12 protein-coding genes are annotated in these 19,358 nt (G+C 61.8%); 6 read left to right on the top strand and 6 right to left on the bottom strand.

Annotation, left to right across the window (positions count from 1 at the left end; translation table 11 throughout):
- Positions 1 to 47 precede the first annotated feature (47 nt).
- From VGU25_00880 to VGU25_00870, 3 genes are read right to left on the bottom strand one after another with little or no spacing between them, the layout of a single operon-like run.
- Positions 48 to 866, bottom strand: a complete 819-nt coding sequence (locus VGU25_00880; GenBank protein HEV2575736.1) for a hypothetical protein — start codon at positions 864 to 866, stop codon at positions 48 to 50.
- The gene (locus tag VGU25_00875) at positions 863 to 1,756 is read right to left on the bottom strand and encodes a hypothetical protein (protein ID HEV2575735.1); all 894 of its coding nucleotides are present in this window, start codon (positions 1,754 to 1,756) and stop codon (positions 863 to 865) included. The genes VGU25_00880 and VGU25_00875 overlap by 4 nt, the downstream gene beginning before the upstream one ends.
- A complete protein-coding gene (locus VGU25_00870; protein HEV2575734.1) occupies positions 1,753 to 2,319 on the bottom strand; it encodes a sigma-70 family RNA polymerase sigma factor in 567 nt (188 codons plus the stop codon). Before VGU25_00870 ends, VGU25_00875 begins: the two co-directional genes overlap by 4 nt.
- A 214-nt stretch (positions 2,320 to 2,533) precedes the next feature.
- Here VGU25_00870 and VGU25_00865 point away from each other — a divergent pair, with 214 nt between their 5' ends.
- Positions 2,534 to 2,905 carry a cupin domain-containing protein gene (locus VGU25_00865; protein HEV2575733.1) on the top strand — a complete coding sequence of 124 codons (372 nt, stop codon included), beginning with the start codon at positions 2,534 to 2,536 and terminating at the stop codon, positions 2,903 to 2,905.
- 373 nt (positions 2,906 to 3,278) lie between these two features.
- Here the strand turns inward: VGU25_00865 and VGU25_00860 are convergent, their stop codons facing one another.
- Entirely contained in the window at positions 3,279 to 4,490 is a 1,212-nt protein-coding gene (locus tag VGU25_00860) for a uroporphyrinogen decarboxylase (protein ID HEV2575732.1), read from the bottom strand.
- A 181-nt stretch (positions 4,491 to 4,671) separates the two neighbouring features.
- Between VGU25_00860 and VGU25_00855 the strand changes: the two genes are divergently transcribed.
- A complete protein-coding gene (locus VGU25_00855; GenBank protein ID HEV2575731.1) occupies positions 4,672 to 5,244 on the top strand; it encodes an inorganic diphosphatase in 573 nt (190 codons plus the stop codon).
- 40 nt (positions 5,245 to 5,284) lie between these two features.
- Here the strand turns inward: VGU25_00855 and VGU25_00850 are convergent, their stop codons facing one another.
- Positions 5,285 to 6,661, bottom strand: coding sequence for an APC family permease (locus VGU25_00850; protein ID HEV2575730.1), 1,377 nt, complete (start codon positions 6,659 to 6,661; stop codon positions 5,285 to 5,287).
- Between the two features lie 163 nt (positions 6,662 to 6,824).
- Here VGU25_00850 and VGU25_00845 point away from each other — a divergent pair, with 163 nt between their 5' ends.
- The 4 genes from VGU25_00845 (at position 6,825) to VGU25_00830 (ending at position 16,609) form a co-directional block, all read left to right on the top strand.
- Positions 6,825 to 9,725 carry a glycosyl hydrolase 115 family protein gene (locus tag VGU25_00845; protein HEV2575729.1) on the top strand — a complete coding sequence of 967 codons (2,901 nt, stop codon included), beginning with the start codon at positions 6,825 to 6,827 and terminating at the stop codon, positions 9,723 to 9,725.
- Positions 9,726 to 9,753: 28 nt separating this feature from the next.
- Entirely contained in the window at positions 9,754 to 11,064 is a 1,311-nt protein-coding gene (locus VGU25_00840; GenBank protein ID HEV2575728.1) for an ROK family transcriptional regulator, read from the top strand.
- 339 nt (positions 11,065 to 11,403) lie between these two features.
- Positions 11,404 to 15,156, top strand: coding sequence for a TonB-dependent receptor (locus VGU25_00835; GenBank protein ID HEV2575727.1), 3,753 nt, complete (start codon positions 11,404 to 11,406; stop codon positions 15,154 to 15,156).
- A gap of 121 nt (positions 15,157 to 15,277) precedes the next feature.
- Positions 15,278 to 16,609 carry an acetylxylan esterase gene (locus VGU25_00830; GenBank protein ID HEV2575726.1) on the top strand — a complete coding sequence of 444 codons (1,332 nt, stop codon included), beginning with the start codon at positions 15,278 to 15,280 and terminating at the stop codon, positions 16,607 to 16,609.
- A gap of 42 nt (positions 16,610 to 16,651) precedes the next feature.
- Here VGU25_00830 and VGU25_00825 read toward each other — a convergent pair whose 3' ends face one another.
- A complete protein-coding gene (locus VGU25_00825) occupies positions 16,652 to 19,312 on the bottom strand; it encodes a glycoside hydrolase family 3 C-terminal domain-containing protein (GenBank protein HEV2575725.1) in 2,661 nt (886 codons plus the stop codon).
- Positions 19,313 to 19,358: the final 46 nt, after the last annotated feature.

Here is a 19,358-nt window from a genome sequence, read left to right as displayed (position 1 = left end):
CCATGGGCAGGGGGCTTTCTGAAGGGGTGCGTTGTCAAGTGGGGTCGTCAGGAGATTGGTTCGGCGACGACTTCGATGTCGATGTGGCGGGTGCTGCCCGCGACGTCGACGGAGCCGAGGGTGAGGGGTTTGCCGAGGCTAATGATCGAAGAGCCTTCCAAGGAAGTTTGGTGGATGATGGGTTCCTGCGCGAGGGGACCGGAGCCGTTGGTGTACTCGCTTGGGCTACCAACGGCGGACTGCTCTACCTTGGTCTTGAGGCGCAGGCCGCTGGGAGAGTCTTCCAGCGTCGCGTCGAAATTCATGCCGATATCGAGGTACTGGAACTGGGTCTCAGGCGATTCGGTGCCCGCTTTGTAGGTTCCGGTGATGACGGGAATTTTGGAGCCCTGCTTGACGACGGTGCGCTGTCCTGAGGTGACGACCATGGCGAAATGCTGAACGCCGATCCGTTTGCCAGCGTCAGACTCGGCAAGGGTGAAGGTGAGGCGGTAAGCCTTGTGCGGGCGGTCTAGAGCGGTGATGACCTTCTGGCTGGTTGCCTGATCTTCTGGGGTAGCGTCGAGTACGATCGCGTTCTGCGAGGCGACAAGAAAGATCTTGGCCCGGGGTGAAAGCACGTTGCGCAGGGCGATGAGAATCTCGTTCGCATCGTTCTGTTGGGTGACGTTGGTGAGGTAGTAGGTTTTGATAACACGGTTGGCCTCGTAAGCCTCCGCATCGCGCACGGCGCTCGGGGACGGCCGTGCTTCGGGCTGCTTTTGCTCAGCAGGTTGTGCTTCAGAGGGTTTGTTTTGTGCGATCGCGGCGCCGGGTACGGTGAGGGCGATAAGGCCGACTGCGAGCAGTTTGAGAGTGCGATTCATTCGGTGTCTCCGAGTGGTTGTTTGAGCGGTGGAGGGTCAGGGAAGAAGGCTTTGAAGGCGGCGGTCTCGTCGGCGTCCTCTTTGTCGCGGACTAGGGGGTTGAGCTCGGCGAGCTGCGTGGCGTTGCCGTAGCGAAGCATGCGGAGGAAGAGCTTTTCCTCTGCAGTGAGCGGGAGTGGCGGTGCGGGGTGGCTGGGCGCGTGGAGGTCGGCGAGGGCCTGGGCGTCGGGGTCCTGTGTCGGCCCACTCATGACGACTGCGTCGTCATGAATGGGGCACCCGGTGGTGTGGTGGTCTAGGCAGCTTCCAAATACAGAGGTCCTTCGCTCCGCTGCGCTTCGCTCAGGATGACGGCTGGAAAGGCCAGGTCGAGATGAAGACGTGCTGGCGGTCTGCGCGAGGTTCGTGGTGGAAAGGGGTTTGGTGTTCGTTGTAACGCTGGCGATCTCGGGGTCCTTGCACCCCATCGAGCACAAAATGCTCGCTGGGAACCCCGCCTTCGACTGCGCGCGTTGCGCTCCGCTCAGGATGACGGTCTTTGAATTTGCGCTCAGGATGACGGCAGATTTGTTCGGGTGGGAATGATGGAGCGCGAGCAGCGAGGCGACGGCGAGGATGGCCGCGGAGGTTGCGGCCCAGAGGGCGACGTGGGTGGGGCGAAACGTGCTTTCTCGTTTGCTACCGCAAACGATACCCCACCCTTTCACGATGAAGTCGTGAAAGGACGGGCCGCCCGGGTTCGTGGCGTGCGCGGCGGAGCGGTGCTCGAGCCCGGCGAGAATGCGGCTGTTAAGGCCCGAGCGCGGTTGGGCGTCGCGCAGACCGGTGAGGGCGCGGTCGATGCGGCTGTCGATTGTGTCAGAGGCGGCATGGGACGAGTTGGCGTTCATGGGCGGCCTCCTTTCGTGAGGCGGGCTTGATTCTTCTCGAGGCGGGCGTCGTTCTTCTGGAGCCGTTGGCGAAGGCGGGTGCGGGCTCGGAAGATGAGGGCGCGGATAGCGGATTCGGATTTGTTGAGGACTTGGGCGAGCTCGCGGGTGTCGAGCTCGTCGATGGCGGAGAGCAGGAGGACCTGGCGCTCGGCGCGCGGGAGTCGGTCGATCTCGTGGAAGACGCAGGCGAGTTCGCGGGATTCGTCGAGGGCGATGTCGGCGGGCGTGTTGCGACCGATGAGTGAGAGCGCGAAGGTGTCGTCGAGCTGATCGGGGCGGATGCGGCGGCGGCGGTCGAGCGCGAGGTTCCAGGTGATGCGCACGAGCCAGACGCGGAGGTCGCGGATTTCGGGGAGCGCGCGGCGGTGTTCCATGACGCGGACGAAGGCGTCCTGCACGATGTCTTCGGCCTCGGTGGGGTTGCGGAGGATGGAGTGGGCGACGCGGAAGAGGAGCGTGGAATAAGTCTCGACGAGCGCGGCGAGCGAGGTGTCTGTCTCGGCGGGCCGGGAGTATGGCAAGACCAAACTGAGTTCCTCGATCACGTGGGGCTCGATTTCCGGAGTTCCGCTTAGTTTCTATAGGACAGACGAATGAGGCCGGAATGCGCTCGGGAGAATTTTAGGGGCAGGCGGAAAGCTTTGACGCAAAGGGCGCGAAGGAGCGCAAAGGGGCGCCACGGCAATGTAGCCGGGGGTGCGTTGGGGCCTATGCTGTGGGTGAGGAGCCGGTCGGATGCGAGCGATCAACCTATGGGAGAAGTTTGGGAAGTTTGAGGAGCAGTGGTCGCCGCGGGTGATTGCGGAGATGAATGACTATCAGTTCAAGCTGGTGAAGCTGGAGGGGGATTTTGTCTGGCACAGCCATGCGGAGACGGACGAGACGTTCTTTGTGGTCGAGGGCGAGCTGCGGATTGATTTTCGAATTGATAGCGGGGATGGCGCGGTGACGATTGGGCCGGGCGAGATGTTCGTCGTGCCGAAGGGCGTGGAGCATAAGCCGTTCGCGGCGGCTGAGGTGAAGCTGATGCTGATTGAGCCGAAGGGTGTGGTGAATACGGGCGATGCGGGTGGGGAGATGACGGCGAAGAATGATGTGTGGGTGTGAGGGGGCGTTGGAACCCCACTCATGACGACGGTGAAACTGTCGTCATGAATGGGGCACCCGGCTTAGGCGCGGATGGCCCAGTCGCTGGTGGCTCACAATATGGACAAGTGAGTGGGGCTGCTCGAACTCAAATCGACTGTGCACTTGTCGAACTGATTTAAGTGCTGGCGTATTTCCTGATATTCCCTGCCGCAGAATCCGTAGCGTACGCAAATTTGTTCCGCGAACCACTTCTCGGGAATCGAATCGGATTGCAGCTCTCCGTTATGAGAGATGGAGTAACTACCGTCCGTTTTCCTCGCAAATTCCCAGATGTTCTTTTTCATCGGAGCTATTACAACACGCGTGTCGGGCGGGAGCCGACTCGCGCGTCTTAACGCGCGACACCCCACCCTGCTGCGCTTTGCGCGTCGAGGGTGGGGCACCCGGATTGTTGGCCGTGGCGCTTGATGAGGTCGACGACGCGGAGGACGGAGTCGACGGGGGTGTTGGGGACGATGCCGTGGCCGAGGTTGAAGATGTGGCCGGGGCGGCCGGCGGCGAGAGAGAGGATTTCGAGGACGCGGGCTTCGAGGATGGCGTCGGGGGCGAAGAGGGTGATGGGGTCGAGGTTGCCCTGGACGGCGGTGGGTGCGGTGCCGTCGGGGCGGAGGCCGAGGGCGCGCCAGCCGGCGTCGAGCGGGATGCGCCAGTCGAGACCGATGACGTCGGCGCCGAGCTCGCGGAAGGTGGGGAGGAGGCTGGCGGTGTCGACGCCGAAGTAGATGACGGGGACGCCGAGGGCCTGGATGCGGCGGATGAGCTCGGTGGTGGGGGCGAGCGCGTAGGCGCGGTAGTCGGGGACGGAGAGCGCGCCGGCCCAGGAGTCGAAGACCTGGATGACGTCGGCGCCGGCGGCGACTTGTTGGGCGGCGAAATCGGTGAGGACGGTGAGGAGCTTGTCCATGAGGAGCGGCCAACTCGCGTCTCCAGCGCGAGCCCACATCTCAGAATCGAGATGTGGGGCACCCGGATTTGTGGCCGTCCCGCAGGCGTACATGAGTTTTTTGGTCTCGATGTAGTTCCGGGAACTGCCGCCTTCGATCATGTAGCTGGCGAGGGTGAAGGGCGCGCCGCAGAAGCCGATGATGCCGAGGGTGTCCATCGACTCGGCCGGATCGGAAGAAGCAGGGCGCTTGTTGTTGAAGTGAGTGGCGACGCGGGTAATGGCTTCGGCGACGTAGCTGAGCTCTTGCGTGCGGTCGGTGCGGAGGGCGCGAATCTGGTCGAGTGTGCGGAGGGGCTGGTGGATGACGGGGCCTTCGCCGTTCACGAACTCGAAGTCGAGGCCCATGGGGGTGAGGGGGAGCAGGAGGTCGGCGAAGATGATGGCGGCGTCGACGCCGAGGCGTTCGGCGGCGGTGATGGTGACTTCCGCGGCGATGGAGGGGGTGCGGCAGATTTCGAGGAGCGAGTGGTGCTTGCGGACCGCCATGTACTCGGGCATGTACCGGCCGGCCTGGCGGAGAAACCAGACGGGCGTGCGGTCGACGGGCTGGCGAAGGCAGGCGCGGATGAAGCGGGAGGTGGTGTTAGGGCTCACGATATTGAGGCTAGCACCGGCGCGGTGCGCGAATAACGCGCAGACAGGGCGATGCGCGGACGGGTAGACTGGGAGAAGGCTTCTCGCCGGATTTGGGTGTTGCTGAACGGGCCCGGCAGGGCGGCGAGAGAGTCGAAAATTTTGATGCGAATGTTGCAGGTTTCGCGAGAGAGAAGCGCAGGTTATGCCGAACTATTTGGAACTGCCGGTGGGGCCGAAGTCGCCGGAGCTGGTGAATGCGGTGATCGAGATTCCCCTGGAGGGAATCAACAAGTACGAGTACGACAAGCAGCTGCATGTGTTTCGGCTGGACAGGAATTTGTACTCACCGGTGCATTATCCGGGCGACTACGGGTTCATTCCGAGCACGCTGGCGGCGGATGGTGACCCGCTGGACTGTTTGGTGCTGGTGGATACGCCGAGCTTTCCAGGGTGCGTGCTGACGGTGCGGCCGATTGGCGTGCTGGAGATGACCGACCAGGGCGTGGCCGATGAGAAGATCCTGTGCGTGGGACAGGCGAATCCCAGGTACAAGGATGTTTGGAACTATTCGGATGTGTACCCGCATGTGCTGAAGGAAATGACGCACTTCTTCTCGATCTATAAGGACCTGGAAGGTAAGCGCGTTGAGGTGAAGGGGTGGCGCGATGCGGCCAGGGCGAGGGAGATCATCGGCCAGGCGGAGCAGGCGTTTATTGATGCCAAGGAAAAGAAGGACAAGAAGGTGCTCGAGGCCGTGGGCGCGGGGAAGAAGTAGAAGCGACAGAGGGTAGAGATTAGAGGATAGAGAGTAGGGATCAGCGCTTGCCGCTGATCCCTTTCTGTTTGGACGAAAGGCGCATGAGCGCGTAGACGACCGGGCCGGCAGCGCCGATGATCGTGGCGAGGAGCAGGGCGTTCATGCCGGCGAGCTTTTCGGTGCGGGCGTTGAAGAGGGCGAAGGTGAGCAGGAGCATGGGGCCGCAGCCGATGAGGATGAGCGCCAGCTGGTTGCCGGGGATGCGGAAGGGGCGTTTCAGGCCGGGCTCGGTGCGGCGTAGGACGATGAGGGAGAGGAACTCGAGGATGAGCGAGGCTCCCCAGAGGACGAGGTCGATGGAGATGAGGCGCTCGAAGGTGAGCGAGAGCGCGAGCGCCCAGCAGGTGCCGCAAGCGAGTACGCTGACCCAGGGGACGCCTTTCTTTGTGCGGAGGGTGAGGATGCGTGGGAGGAGATGGTCTTCGGCCATGGCGTAGGGAAGGCGCGTGAGCGTCAGCGTGAGGGCGTTGAAGGTGCCGAGGCCGTCGAGCGAGCCGGCGAGAACGACGGCGATCGCGAGGATGGATCCGCCTAACAGCCCGGCGGCGTCTGCCCAGGCGCCGGTAGAAAAACGCGCGGCGGGAATGCCGACCGCCCAGACCGCGAGCAGCGGAAGCGTGTACACGCACATGATGGTGAGCGCCGAAACGAGCATCGCGCGCGGGTAGTCGCGCTGCGGGTTCTCGACCTCCTGCGCGATGGTGGACGCGTTGTCCCATCCCATGTAGTTCCACATGGTGACGGAGAGCGCGCCGCCGAGATCGTAGGTCAGCGTGCGGCCGGTTGGGGCGAGGTGAAGGCCGCCGTGGGCGATGCGCCAGAGTGCAATGAGCAGCATGACGGCGAAGGGAGCCAGCGAGATCGCCATCATGCGCACCGAGCCGTGGCCGACGGAGACAGCACCGCGGAGGTTCCAGAGCGTGGCGATGAGGACGATGGCGAGTTTGAGAAAGAGCGCGTAGTGGCCGTGCTTGAGCTCAGGGAAGACGGTCATCAGATAGAGCGAGACCGTGGTGGGGTAGATGGCCATGTCAAAGACGCTGGAGGCGAGCGAAAGCCAGGCGACCTGGAAGCCCCAGAAGCGGCCGAGCGCGCGGTGCGCCCAGACGTAGAAGCCGCCTTCGTCGGGGATGGCGGAGGCGAGCTCGCCGACCATGAGCGCGGTGGGCAGGCTCCAGAGGATGGGTACCAGGCAGAGCAGAAGCAAAGCGCGGCCGAAGCCGGCCATGCCGATGATGTCTTCGAGGCCGTAGGGGCCGCCCGAGACCATGAAATAGATGGCCGCGACGAGCGGAAGGAGACGGAGGCCGGTGGGACGCGGCTTGCGGCGGCGGATTGGTGCGTTCTCCTGCGGAGCGTGGGTGACGGGCGGCACTGATGTGCAAGTTAGCATGCGTTGCGGTTGAGCGAGCGATTCCGTTCGGTGGCGAGCGGCGAGCCGTGGAGATTTGAGCAGACGCTGCATTTTCTTCGAGACACAAAGTATCGAGCGGGTGTAAGGTGGCCTCGACCGATAGAGGATGGATTTCAGGGTGGAAATGCGTGTTGCTTTGATCGTCGTGGCGCTGGTGATGGGATCGGTGCGGGCCTGGGGTCTGGGTGAGTCGAAATATGTGAGTACGGCGCCGGTGCGCGGAGGGTTTGTGCTGGAAGCCGACGGGCGATCTGCGGCGCTGCTGGTGAGCGATAAGGACTGGCCGGGCGTGGTGCGGGCCGTGGGCGACCTAAGCGCGGACGTGGGGCGGGTGACGGGGCGTGCAGCGGCGGTGGTCAAGGATGTTGCGGCCGCGAAGGGTGAGGATGTCGTGATCATCGGGACGATTGGAAAGAGTCCGCTGATTGACGCGCTGGTGAAGGCGAAGAAGCTGGATGTGAGCGATGTCGCGGGCAAGTGGGAGTCCGGGGTGACGACGATCGTCGAGCATCCGATGCCGGGTGTGCGGCGTGCGCTGGTGATTGCGGGTGCAGACAAGCGCGGCACGATCTACGGGATCTATGACCTGAGCGAGCAGATCGGGGTGTCGCCGTGGTACTGGTGGGCGGATGTTCGGGTGCCGCATCAGGATGCGCTGTACGTGATGCCGGGGCGAGTGGTGCAGCCGGTGCCGGCGGTGAAGTATCGAGGAATCTTCTTCAACGATGAGGCGCCGTGCCTGTCAGGGTGGACGAAGGAGAAGTTCGGCGGGATGAATCATGAGTTCTACACGAAGGTGTTTGAGTTGCTGCTGCGGCTGAAGGCGAACTTCCTTTGGCCGGCGATGTGGAACAACGCATTTGCGATGGACGATCCGGAGAACCCGAAGCTGGCGGATGAGTACGGGATTGTGATGGGGACCTCGCATGAGGAGCCGATGATGCGCGCGGAGAAGGAGTGGACGCGCGGGGATCACGGCAAGTGGGATTACACGACGAATCAGAAGGAGATTGATGACTTCTGGCGTGCGGGGATGGAGCGCGACAAGAACTATGAAGAGGTTGTGACGCTCGGCATGCGCGGAGAAAACGATACGCCGATGTCCGCCGGTGCGAACACCCAATTGCTGGAGAAGATTGTTGCGGACCAGCGGCAGATTTTGAAGGAGACGGTCAATCCGGATTTGGCGAAGGTGCCGCAGGTGTGGGCTCTGTACAAGGAGGTCCAGGGGTATTACGAGAAAGGCATGCGCGTGCCGGACGATGTGACGCTGCTGTGGAGCGATGACAACTGGGGCGATCTGCGGCGGCTGCCCACGGCGGAGGAGCGCAAGCGCAGCGGTGGCGCGGGGATTTATTACCACTTCGACTACGTGGGTGGGCCGCGCTCGTACAAGTGGCTGAACACGGTGCCTATCACCAAGACACAGGAGCAAATGCACCTGGCGCTGGAGTATGGCGCGGACCGGTTGTGGGTGGTGAACGTCGGCGACGGCAAGCCGATGGAATTTCCGATGGAGTTTCTCCTGAGCTATGCGAGGACGCCGCAGCGCTGGGGCTATACCCGCGACGGCGGGGACCATCTCGACGAGTTCACGCTCGATTGGGCTAAGCGGGAGTTCGGCCCGGAGCATGCGCGGGAGATTGCGAACGAGATGGAGGAGTACACGCGCTACAACGGCAGGCGGAAGCCGGAATTAATTGATCCGACGACGTTCAGTCTGGCGAACTATCACGAGGCGGATCGCGTATATGAGGAGTGGGACGGGCTCGCGCGCCGCGTGGACAAGCTTGCGACGGAGCTTCCGGAGAACGAGCGGGCCAGCTACTTCGAACTGATCCAGTATCCGGTCGATGCTTGCGCCAATCTGACGGAGATGTACATCACTGCCGGGCGCAATGCGCTGGACGCGCGGCTGGGAAATCCGAAGGCCAATGATGAGGCGTCGGATGTCCAGCGCATGTTCGCGAAGGACGCGACGCTGAGCGAGGAGTACAACCACAGCCTGATGAATGGGAAGTGGGACCACATGATGGACCAGACACATATTGGCTACGTGAGCTGGAACGATCCACCGGTGAATGTGATGCCGGCGGTGAGCTGGGTGCAGGTTCCGCAGGAGGGATCGCTCGGCGTGAGCGCTGAGGATGCGATGTTTACGCGTGTGGGCGGGCGGTTTGAGTTTTCGCTGGGAACGGTGGATTCAGTGAATCAGCAGACGCGCACGTTAACGCTATTTGATCGCGGCAAGACGCCGGTGCCGTTCGCGGTGAAAACGAGTGCGTCGTGGCTGATGGTGTCGAAGAGTGAGGGAATGCTGGAGTCTGCGGAGCAGAGCGTTGTGGTGAGCGTGGACTGGAGCAAGGTTCCGGGCGACGAGGCAGATGGAACAGCGACCGTGAGTTCCGGCGATGCGCGGCCGGTGGTGTACACGCTGCGTGCGAAGAGATTGCCGATCACGCGGGAGAATGCACAGGGATTTGTCGAGAGCGACGGGTATGTCGCGATGGAGGCGGCGGACACGACGGCTCGGACGGCTGACGATGCAGCGAACGGAACAATGCATTGGGTGGAGTTGCCGGGGTATGGCGAGACGAAGTCCGGGATGACGGTGTTTCCGGTCACGGCGGCGAGCGAAGCGAATTCCGGGACATCGTTGGACTACAGGATGTACCTTTATGACGCCGGGAAATTCGAGCTGCAGATGATGCTTTCGCCGACGCTGAACTTTGTTCCGGGGCGGGGGTTGCGTTTCGCGGTATCGGTTGATGATGGCCCGCGAACGATGGTGGATGCTCTGGGGAACAACACGGACAAGGAGTGGGCGGAAGCCGTGAGCGATGGTGTGCGGCGTGTGAGTGTGCCGCTGACGATTGCGACGGCCGGGTATCACACGCTGAAGGTGTGGGCGGTTGATCCGGCCGTGGTCGTCGAGAGAGTTGTGCTGAGTTATGGTCGGCTGCGGCCAAGCTACCTGGGTCCGCCGGAGAGTTTTCATGCAGGTGTAGCTGCAGGATTGCGTTGAAGAACAAAGTTGGGTAAGGAGCAACGACGTGGCGAAGAACACGGAGACAAACGGGGGAAGGCAGCCGGCGGCGCACGGAACCACGCACGCGTTGCGACGCGCAGACCTGGCATACGTCAGGCTGGCGTCGAGCGAGGTGGCACGCGACATTAACCGCGACGTGATCCTGGAGCTGGTGCGCGCGAAGCAACCGGTGGCGCGCGTAGAGCTGGCGAGGGCGTCGGGCCTGTACCCGAGCACGGTTTCGTCGATTGTTGAGGAGTTGATTGAAGAGGGATGGGTGGTGGAGGGCGGAACGCAGCGGCTGCCGCGCGGCCGCCGGCCGACTCTGTTGTCGCTGAACGAAGACATCGTGATGCTGGCGGTCGATGTGCGGCCGGAGCAGGCGACGATTGCGGTGGTGGACATGAACAGCCGCCTGCTTTCGCAGAAAGCGATTGTGCTGCCGTCGAATGTAGACCGCGCGATGCCGGAGCTGATTGCGGCGCTGGAGCGGATGCGCGAGATGCATCCGACGAAGACATTCGAAGGCGTGGGCCTGAGCATGCCGGGACGAGTGGATCCGGTGACACAACAGTTGGTGCTGGCTCCGAACCTGCGTTGGGCGGGGCACGAGATCGGCGGCCTGATTGAGTCGGCGCTGGGGCTGAAGGTGGAGATGGAGAACGAGGCCAACGCCTGCCTGATTGCGGAGGTGTGGTCCGGCCGGCTGGATGGTGTAAGCGACGCCGTGCTGGTCGCGATCTCGGAAGGTATTGGCACGGCTGTGCTGAGCAACGGCCAGATGATTACGGGGCACGGTGGCCTGGCGGGGGAATTTGGGCACGTGGTCCTGGACCCCACGGGATTGAAGTGCGGCTGCGGGCGGACCGGATGCTGGGAGATGTTTGCATCCACGCGCGCGGCGGTGCGGTATTACAACGAAGCGAAGGGCAAGGAAGACAGCGGCATGACGGGAACTCGGCTGCTGAACCTGGCGGTCGACGACGACCCGGCTGCTGTGCAGGCGCTGAGCCGGCAGGCGGAGTACCTGGGACGCGGTCTGCACGCGATCACGGCGGCGTTGTCGCCGGAGGTGATTCTGTTCACGGGCGAGCTGACGTCGGCATGGCAGCGGTTTGGACCGATTGTGGAGAAGGAGCTGAAGCGCCAGATGCTGGCGGGACCGGCTCCGCGGGTGATGACGACGCTGAACCCCGAGTTTGCGCGGTTGAGGGGAGCGGCGGCACTGGTTCTGCAGCGGCATTCGGGTTATCACCGGACGCACATGCACTCGCGGCCGCGGGGACGCAGCCAGTCGGACCCGGAGACGGCGGGTACGGCAGCACACGCAGAGTGAAACTGGCTGTCAGCCAGGTGCACTGCGCGTCCTCGTTGCGTGCCGCGACATAACTGCGACCCTCCACAAATATTTGCCTTCACGGCATTCTGCGGATACCGGTCCCTTTGCGGGAGCGCGGGCGGCGGCTCGCGTCGCGAGAGGCTGGATAGTGAAAATTTCAAGCAAACATTGCAGAAATTGCGTATTTCCGAGGGAACCTGCCGCGAAAAATCCTTGACAGTCTCTCTCCGCGAAGCCTAAAGTTCGGGACGCATAAAAAAGAGCGGATTAGCCGGTTGTGTGCGGTCCGGCGCACCGGAATAAGCTGCAGGTATTGCTTCTTATGGAGGACCGAATATGCGCGTCATCGAGACGGGAAATAAGCAGGGGCGAGTGGGGTTGATCGTCCGGGGAGTGGCGGTTCTGGTCCTGGCAGTGCTCGCGGGCGCGGGCGCGAATCGGGCCGGGGCACAGGTGCTCTACGGAACAATCACCGGAGAGGTGACGGACCCGACCGGCGCCGACATTCCGAACGCCAAGGTCACGGTCACGAACCAGGCGAACGGCGAAACCCGCCAGACGACCACGGCTGGGCACGGCGAGTACACGGTGCCGAACCTTGAGCCCGGGCCGTACACGATTTCAATTGCTCCGATGGCGAGCTTCGGCGGATACACGCAAAAGAACGTCGCGGTTGAGGTGAACAGCGTTGTGCGCGTGAATGCCGCGCTGCAGCCGGCGAGCGTGAATGCGGAGGTGACGGTGGACACGTCAGCGCCGATCCTGCAGACGGAGACGGCGGAGGTGAACCACCAGATCTCGCAGACCGAACTTGCGCAACTGCCGATCACATCCTCGCAGGGACGTAACTTTCAGTCGCTCTACTCGCTGATCCCGGGAACCACAAACGTGCAGGAGAACAACTCCACGGCCGGCAATCCTGCGCGCTCCTTTATGGCCAACGTGAATGGCATTTCGGCGAATGGCAACACCACCCGCATCGACGGGGCGATCAACGACTATGGATGGTTGCCGTATCTGGTGGCGTATATCCCCCCGGCTGACGGTATTGAAACCGTGAACTTCACTACCAACTCCTTCAATGCCGAGCAGGGCGTGGCGGGCGGCGCGTCCATCAACGTCATCCTGAAGAGCGGAACGAACGCCCTGCACGGCAGCGCGTGGGAGTACAACCAGCTCTCCAATGTAAATGCCCGCGGCTACACGATTACGCAAGCGGCTTATCCCAGGATTCCCAAAAACATCTACAACGAGTTTGGTTTCTCCATCGGCGGACCGGTGTACATACCGAAGATTCTGACGGGAAAGAGCAAGCTGTTCTTCTTCCAGGACTTTGATCGGACGACGCGGCGGCAGTTGCTTTCCGGCCTGGATACGGTTGTGGACACCAAGATGCTGAGTGGTGATTTCTCAGAAGTTGCGGGTCTCGCCGGCTCAGCGAATGGCACGCTGTATGATCCTCAGCCGCCAGGCCTTGTTTGCACTCCGTCTACCTGCACCAACGGCTACCTCAATGTGGGACTGCGGCCGACATTCATGTCAGAGTATGGCTGCAATTGCATCCCCGCATCACGTCAGTTCCCGGGTTCGGCCAAAATGGCAGCTTTGCTTCAGCCGATCTCGTCAGTAGTGGGTACGCCGACACCGACGCAACTCAACAATCAGCTATTTCAGGATTATCCGGCCTCTGGCACGTTTGCTTACAACCGCAACGCGTCGGATTCCAAGGTGACGTACAACCCGAGTGACAGGACCAGCCTGTTTGGTCACTACAGCATTCAACCTTTCTCTGCTCTTGATCCTCAGCCGCTTGGCGGTGCAGGTGGCGCTCCTCTGGATGGTGGCCAACCCGGCGCCGCTGCAGGCCGCATGCAGAATGTGGGAATTGACTTCAGCCATGTCATCACATCGAGACTGGTGGTCGACGCGGACGGCGGTTATACCCGTCAAGTGACCGGCGCTCAGTCAGTGCTGGATATCGCGGACGGCGACTTCGGCCTGAATACGCTCGGCATTCCCGGAACCAACGGAATCGGGCCCAATTATGTGGGTCAGCCGGTTCTCGCTTTCTATGGAGAAACCAGCAGCGGCGCTCCCGGGTTATCGACGCTCGGCAACGCGCAGACTGCGAATCCATTCCTGTTCCGCGATAACCAGTTCACCGCGGACATCAACGTGAGCTGGAATCTTGGCAAACATTCCACCAAGTACGGTTTTACGTACTATCACTTTGACCTGAACCACTTTCAGCCCACAGGCGGCGGCGCGATTGTGAATCCGCGCGGCGGCTTCTACTTCCAGGGCGGCATGACGACCAACAGCACGAGTCTGCAAAACTCCTACCTTGCGTTTGCAGATTTCCTGCTCGGTTTGCCGAACTATAACGGCAACCCTTCGGTCCAGAAGGCAGTTCAACTCTACAACCCGAACTCAATGCGCTGGACCGAACTCGCGGCCTATGCGCAGGACCAGTGGCAAATCACGCCGAGGCTGACGCTGAATTACGGCGCTCGTTACGAGTTCTATCCGGTGGCCTACAGAGACCATTCGGGCATTTATCGTCTTGACCCAACATTGCCACAATCGGGAAACGTCATCATCGGCGGTGTGAACGGAAACCCTGAGAGCGCCGGTGTCAATGTGGGCTGGGGACAGATCGTGCCGCGTCTTGGTATCGCTTACCGGGTCACCGACCGATTGGTGGTCCGCACAGGCGGTGGTATCACTTCCGATCCGGACAGTATGCGCTTCCTGCGTGACTCTTATCCGATGGACCAGGCCCCCTCATTCTCAGGCTCCGGAACCGATACCATTGCCGTCAATGCCGGTCAGGCGTTGCCTCTCTCGGTGGGAATTCCAACGCCGGTTCTGCCCAATGTTGCAGCCGGAATTGTCTCGCTGCCTGTGAGCGGATCTACCAATACACTGCCAGCGAATTACCGGCGTGGGTATATCGAGAGTTGGAACCTGTTCGTCGAGCAGGACCTTGGCTCCGGCTTCGTCGCAAACATCGGATACGTTGGCACCCATGAGGTACGCCAGCCCGCAAACTATACCCTGAACTCGGCGCCGTTACCCAGCGGCTCGTCGGTTTGCATGGCGAACGGCCAGTTCAATCCGTCCTCGCCGTACTACAACGGAACTCCCGGAACGAACCCCTGCAACTCTGCCGCAAACGAGACTATCAATATCGGTGCGCCATGCCCTGCCGGCACAACAGGCAATGCTCAGGGCATCTGCTACAACACCGGCGGCATTACGATGAACGCTCCGACGTTCAGCTCCAACTACAACGCTCTGCAGTCTCAGCTTTCGCGTCGCGCTGGTCGCCTGGCTCAGTACGGACTTATCTACACCTGGTCCCACGCCTTTGATTTCGACGACAACGGTGCGGGGTCTGGCTCAACTGGGCCGTCGTTCGCCTACCCTGCATACTGGTCCCGCAACCGGGCTTCTGCCGGCTACGATCGCACGAACAACCTGCAGTTCTGGTGGATCTACCATCTGCCGTGGGGCAGGGATCAACGGTGGGCAAACCACGGTGTGGCGAGCGCGATCTTTGGTGGCTTCCAGGTGAACGGGCAACTTAGCCATGTGAGCGGTGCACCGTTCTCGGTGAGCGCAAGTACCAATGCGCTCAACGCGCCGGGTAACGCGGAATTCGCCGACCTGGTCAAGCCGTATCGTCAACTCAGTGGTCATGCACGTGGTGCTGGTTCTAACGTCACAGGCGGTAACACCTGGTTTGATACGACAGCGTTTGCAAACCCAGTGGAGCCAACCAACAGTGCAACAGCAGTCCCTGGCACCATCGTGAGTCCGCACTTCGGCAACACGCACCGTAATGAGTTCCGTGGACCTGGCGTTACGCAGATCAACGCCAGCATCTTCCGCGGATTCCACATCTGGCGGGAGAGCGAGTTCCAGCTCAGAGCAGAGGCCTTCAATGTGCTGAATCATGCTCTGCTGAACAACCCGAATGCAACGGTGGGTGGCTCTACGTTTGGCTACATAACGAGCTTCGGTGCCCCGTACTCTCCAACCGCGGGCACCCGTACGCTGCAGTTCAGCGGGCGATTCAACTTCTAAAGGGCTACTCCGAAGGACGGCTGTCACTGCGAGCGGCTCGTGAGGGCCGCTCGTTTTTCGCTAACTTGAAAGGCTTGTGATGACGGGTGTGCGGTGGTTGGCTATCGGAGTCTGCGTGTCCATGTTGTTTGCGGCGGTATTGACTGCGCAGGAGACGACTCCTGCGCCACAAGCGACAGAGAAGTATCCGCCAATCGTGCACCTCACGGCGGAACAGGACCATCAACGGATGATGGACCTGCTGGGAATCAAAGAGCTGCGTCCCGGGCGCGACGGATATCACAAGGACCTGCCGAACTCCGCGAATTACGACGAGGCCAAGGCGAATCCGTACCCCAAGCTGCCCGATCCATTGGTGACCAATGACGGCAAGCGCGTGACCACAGCAAAGATGTGGTGGCAGGTGCGGCGGCCGCAGATTGTGGAATTGTTCGATCGCGAGATCTACGGCCGCGTGCCGGCGCGTACTCCCGCTGTGCATTGGGAGGTCATCGCGACAAAACGCGGCGAAGACGCCGGCGTGCCTACTGTAACGAAGTCGCTGGTGGGGCATGTAGACAATTCCGCATACCCATTAATTGATGTCAATATACAGATGGAATTGACCACGCCAGCCAACGCAAAAGGGCCTGTGCCGGTCATCCTGGAATATGGATTTATCGGCAAGCCACCGTTTCCGCTGCCTCCGCCACCGCCCGGACCAACCTGGCAGGAGATGCTGCTGACGAAGGGCTGGGGCTATGCGGTACTGGCGCCGTACACCGTCCAGGCGGACAACGGCGCGGGGCTCACCGAGGGAATCATTGGGCTATGCAATCATGGCCAGCCGCGCAAGCCGGACGATTGGGGAGCGCTCCGCGCATGGGCGTGGGCTGGCTCACGCGCGATGGATTACTTCGAGACCGATCCGGCGGTGAATGCGAAAGAGGTTGGAATCACCGGGCATTCGCGATTTGGCAAGGCCGCGCTGGTCACCGAAGCGTACGATCAGCGATTCGCGATCGGGTATATCAGTTCGTCGGGCGAGGGCGGGGCAAAGCTGAGCCGCCGGAACTGGGGCGAGACGGTCGAGAACCTCACCGATAAGAGTGAATATCACTGGATGGCCGGTAATTTTCTGAGGTATGGCGGACCGGAGCAGTGGAGCGATCTTCCTGTCGATGCACATGAACTGATTGCATTGTGCGCGCCCCGGCCAGTGTTTGTGAGTGCGGGTATACCGGAAAAGGGAGACGGGTGGGTGGATGCCCGCGGCATGTTTATGGCCGAGGTGGCCGCAGGGCCGGTGTACAAACTGCTTGGCGCGAAAGGGCTGAGTTCGACGGAATTTCCGCCCGTGCTAACTCCGGATGTTGGCGGCGATCTGGCGTTTCGGCAGCATAGCGAAGGGCATACGCCGCTCCCAAACTGGCCCACTTTCATCGCGTTCGCGAGCAGGTATTTCCATATCTGAACGGTATGTATTGATACCAATGCATTTGAGATAGCCGCTCATTTACTTCGGCAGTTCGCTTTGTCCTGTGACACTGAAGTGGCCCGAGAGCGTAGTCACGCCTTCGACCGGCTGTGTGCTGCCGAGCGAAATGGTGTACTCGCCGGGAATAATGACATGGTTGCCCTTCTCGTCGACCTGGCTGAGTGATCGTGGATCAATGGTCAGTGTGAGATGAGTGGACCCGCCCGGCGCGAGGTGAACGCGCTGGAAGCCTACCAGCTTGCGGAGGGGCGTCTGGTATCCGCGAGGTTGCGTGAGGTAGAGCTGGGCGACCTCATCGCCCGCAACGTTGCCGCTGTTTCTAAGCTCTGCCTCGACAGTGACGCTGTCGCCGCTTCGAACGCTCGACGGCAAATGCAGATGGCTGTAGGAAAACGTTGTGTAGCTGAGGCCATAGCCGAAGCTGTAGAGGGGCTGTCCGGTGAAGTATCGATAGGTGCGATGCTCCATCGCGTAGTCTTCGAACGGCGGAAGCTGGTCAAGTGACGCGTAAAAAGTAAGCGGCAGCCGTCCGGCGGGGTTGTTGTCGCCGGCGAGCGTCTCCGCGATGGCTGTGCCGCCAGCTTCGCCGGGGTACCAGGCTTCGAGGATGGCCGCTGCGTTCTGCTGTGCCCAATTGACCGCGAGCGCACTGCCGTTCTGCAGTACAACGATGAGCGGCTTGCCGGTTGCGGCAATGGCCTTCAGCAGATCCTGCTGTGCTTCAGGCAGCTCGATGCTGGTGCGGTCTCCACCGGAGAAGCCATCGAGATGCACCGGCATCTCTTCGCCTTCGAGCGACGGTGAAAGCCCAACGAACGCAATCGCCACGTCCGAGTTCTTCGCGGCGGCGATGGCCTCATCACGCAGAGCCTCTGCAGGCGCTTGCCAGGTGAGGTCGATTCCGGCTGAGCCCGTTCCGTGGAGATATTCAAGGCGGATCGCATGCGGTCGCGTGTCGCTGAAGCTCACGGGAGCGTCGAAGGCTGCGCCGCGCTCCGCAGTTTTGCCGGAGTTCTGCACAAGGAGGTTGCCATCGAGATAGAGACGGAAGCCCTCAGCGTTCTCGCACGCGTAGCAATAGTTGATCCGCACGCCGAGCTTGTAGTTCCCGGGCGCAGGCGGCGTGAAGATGCCACTCCAGCGAACGGACCAGTTGTTGCGTTGCAGGCCCGGAACCGGAATGACCTTGTCCCAGTTGAAATTGATGCGGCGATCGGTGCGTGTGAGCACAGGCTGTCCGCTTAGATCGGGCGAGGCAAAGTATTCGCCCGTCAGGCCGTCGCCGTCGCCGCTCGCCGGATGCAACGCCGTGTGCTCGATTGGGAGCGCGAAGCCATCCACGAGTGTCGAGCCCTGCGCGTAGTGGATCGTCGCGGTGGAGAAGCGCTTCTCGATGCCATCGACGGGGTACACGGGCGAGGGCGGCGGCCCGTTGTAGTTGCCCTGCAGCGATTGGATGAGTTCAGCCTCGGGACCGATCACCGCAATGCTGCGAATCGACGCGTTTAGCGGAAGCGTGTGATTCGCGTTCTTCAGCAGCACCATAGATTCACGCGCGGCCTGAAGTGAGAGTGCGCGGTGTTCAGAGGAGTTGACCTCGCTGAACGGAATGCGGCCATACGCAAAGCTGGAGGGCGGGTCAAACATGCCGAGCTTGAACCGCGCGCGGAAGAGACGGTGCAGAGAGTTGTCGAGTCCGGCCTCGGTGATCAGGCCCTGATGCACGGCGTCGACCAGCGCGGGAAATGCCTGGCCTTTGCCGAAACCGCACTCGAGGTCCGTGCCGGCCTTCACGGCATCCGCGGCCGCGTGCGCCATGTCCGGCGCGTAGCGGTGACCAGTGTTGATGTCGGCGACGGCGGCGCAATCGCTGACGACATAGCCGGAGAACTTCCAATCGTCGCGCAGGTGCTCGCGAAGCAACATCGTGTTGGCACACGCAGGCGCGCCGTCAATCGAGTTGTACGCGCACATCACGGACTGCGCATTGGCTTCAGTCACAGCGGCGCGAAAAGCCGGCAGGTAGGTGTCTTCGAGGTCATGCGCGGAGACGTCGACGTTGGCCCGGTGCCGCGTCGTCTCAGGTCCGGAGTGCACAGCGAAGTGTTTGGGCGTGGAGACCACGCGGAAGTAATTCGGGTCGGTGCCTTGCATGCCGGAGACGAACGCAACGGCCATTCGCCCGGTGAGGAATGGGTCCTCGCCGTAGGTCTCCTGGCCGCGGCCCCAGCGCGGATCGCGGAAGATGTTGATGTTCGGCGCCCAGAAGGTCAGGCCGAAGAACTGCTCGTGCTGATCGTGGCGGATCGCCTCGTTGTACTTCGCTCTCGCTTCAGTGGAGATCGCTTCGGCTTCGTGATGTACGAGCGCCGAGTCCCACGTCGCGGCCATGCCGATCACCTGCGGAAAGTTCGTCGCAGTCCCGGACACTGCTACGCCGTGATTGCCCTCGTTCCACCAGAAATATGCAGGCACGCCGAGCCGCGGGATGGCCGGCGCGTGGTCGCGCATCTGCTGCACCTTTTCTTCAAGCGTCATCTGCGAGAGGAGCGAATTCACGCGCTGCTCAAGCGGAAGGGCAGTATTCATCCACGGACGATCAGCAGATGAAGTTTGAGCAACCAACGGCGCGGATACAGCAATGAAGAGCGCAAGGCTCAGCGTGCGAAGGCGAATCATCGGACCGGACTCCCAGGACGTGTTAAATGAAGCAAAGCGTCCCAGC

It is taken from the genome of Acidobacteriaceae bacterium, assembly GCA_035944135.1.
Lineage (GTDB): Bacteria > Acidobacteriota > Terriglobia > Terriglobales > Acidobacteriaceae > Granulicella.
The sequence above is the reverse complement of the archived record's forward strand: the minus strand, read 5'-3'. Positions and strand labels throughout refer to the sequence as shown.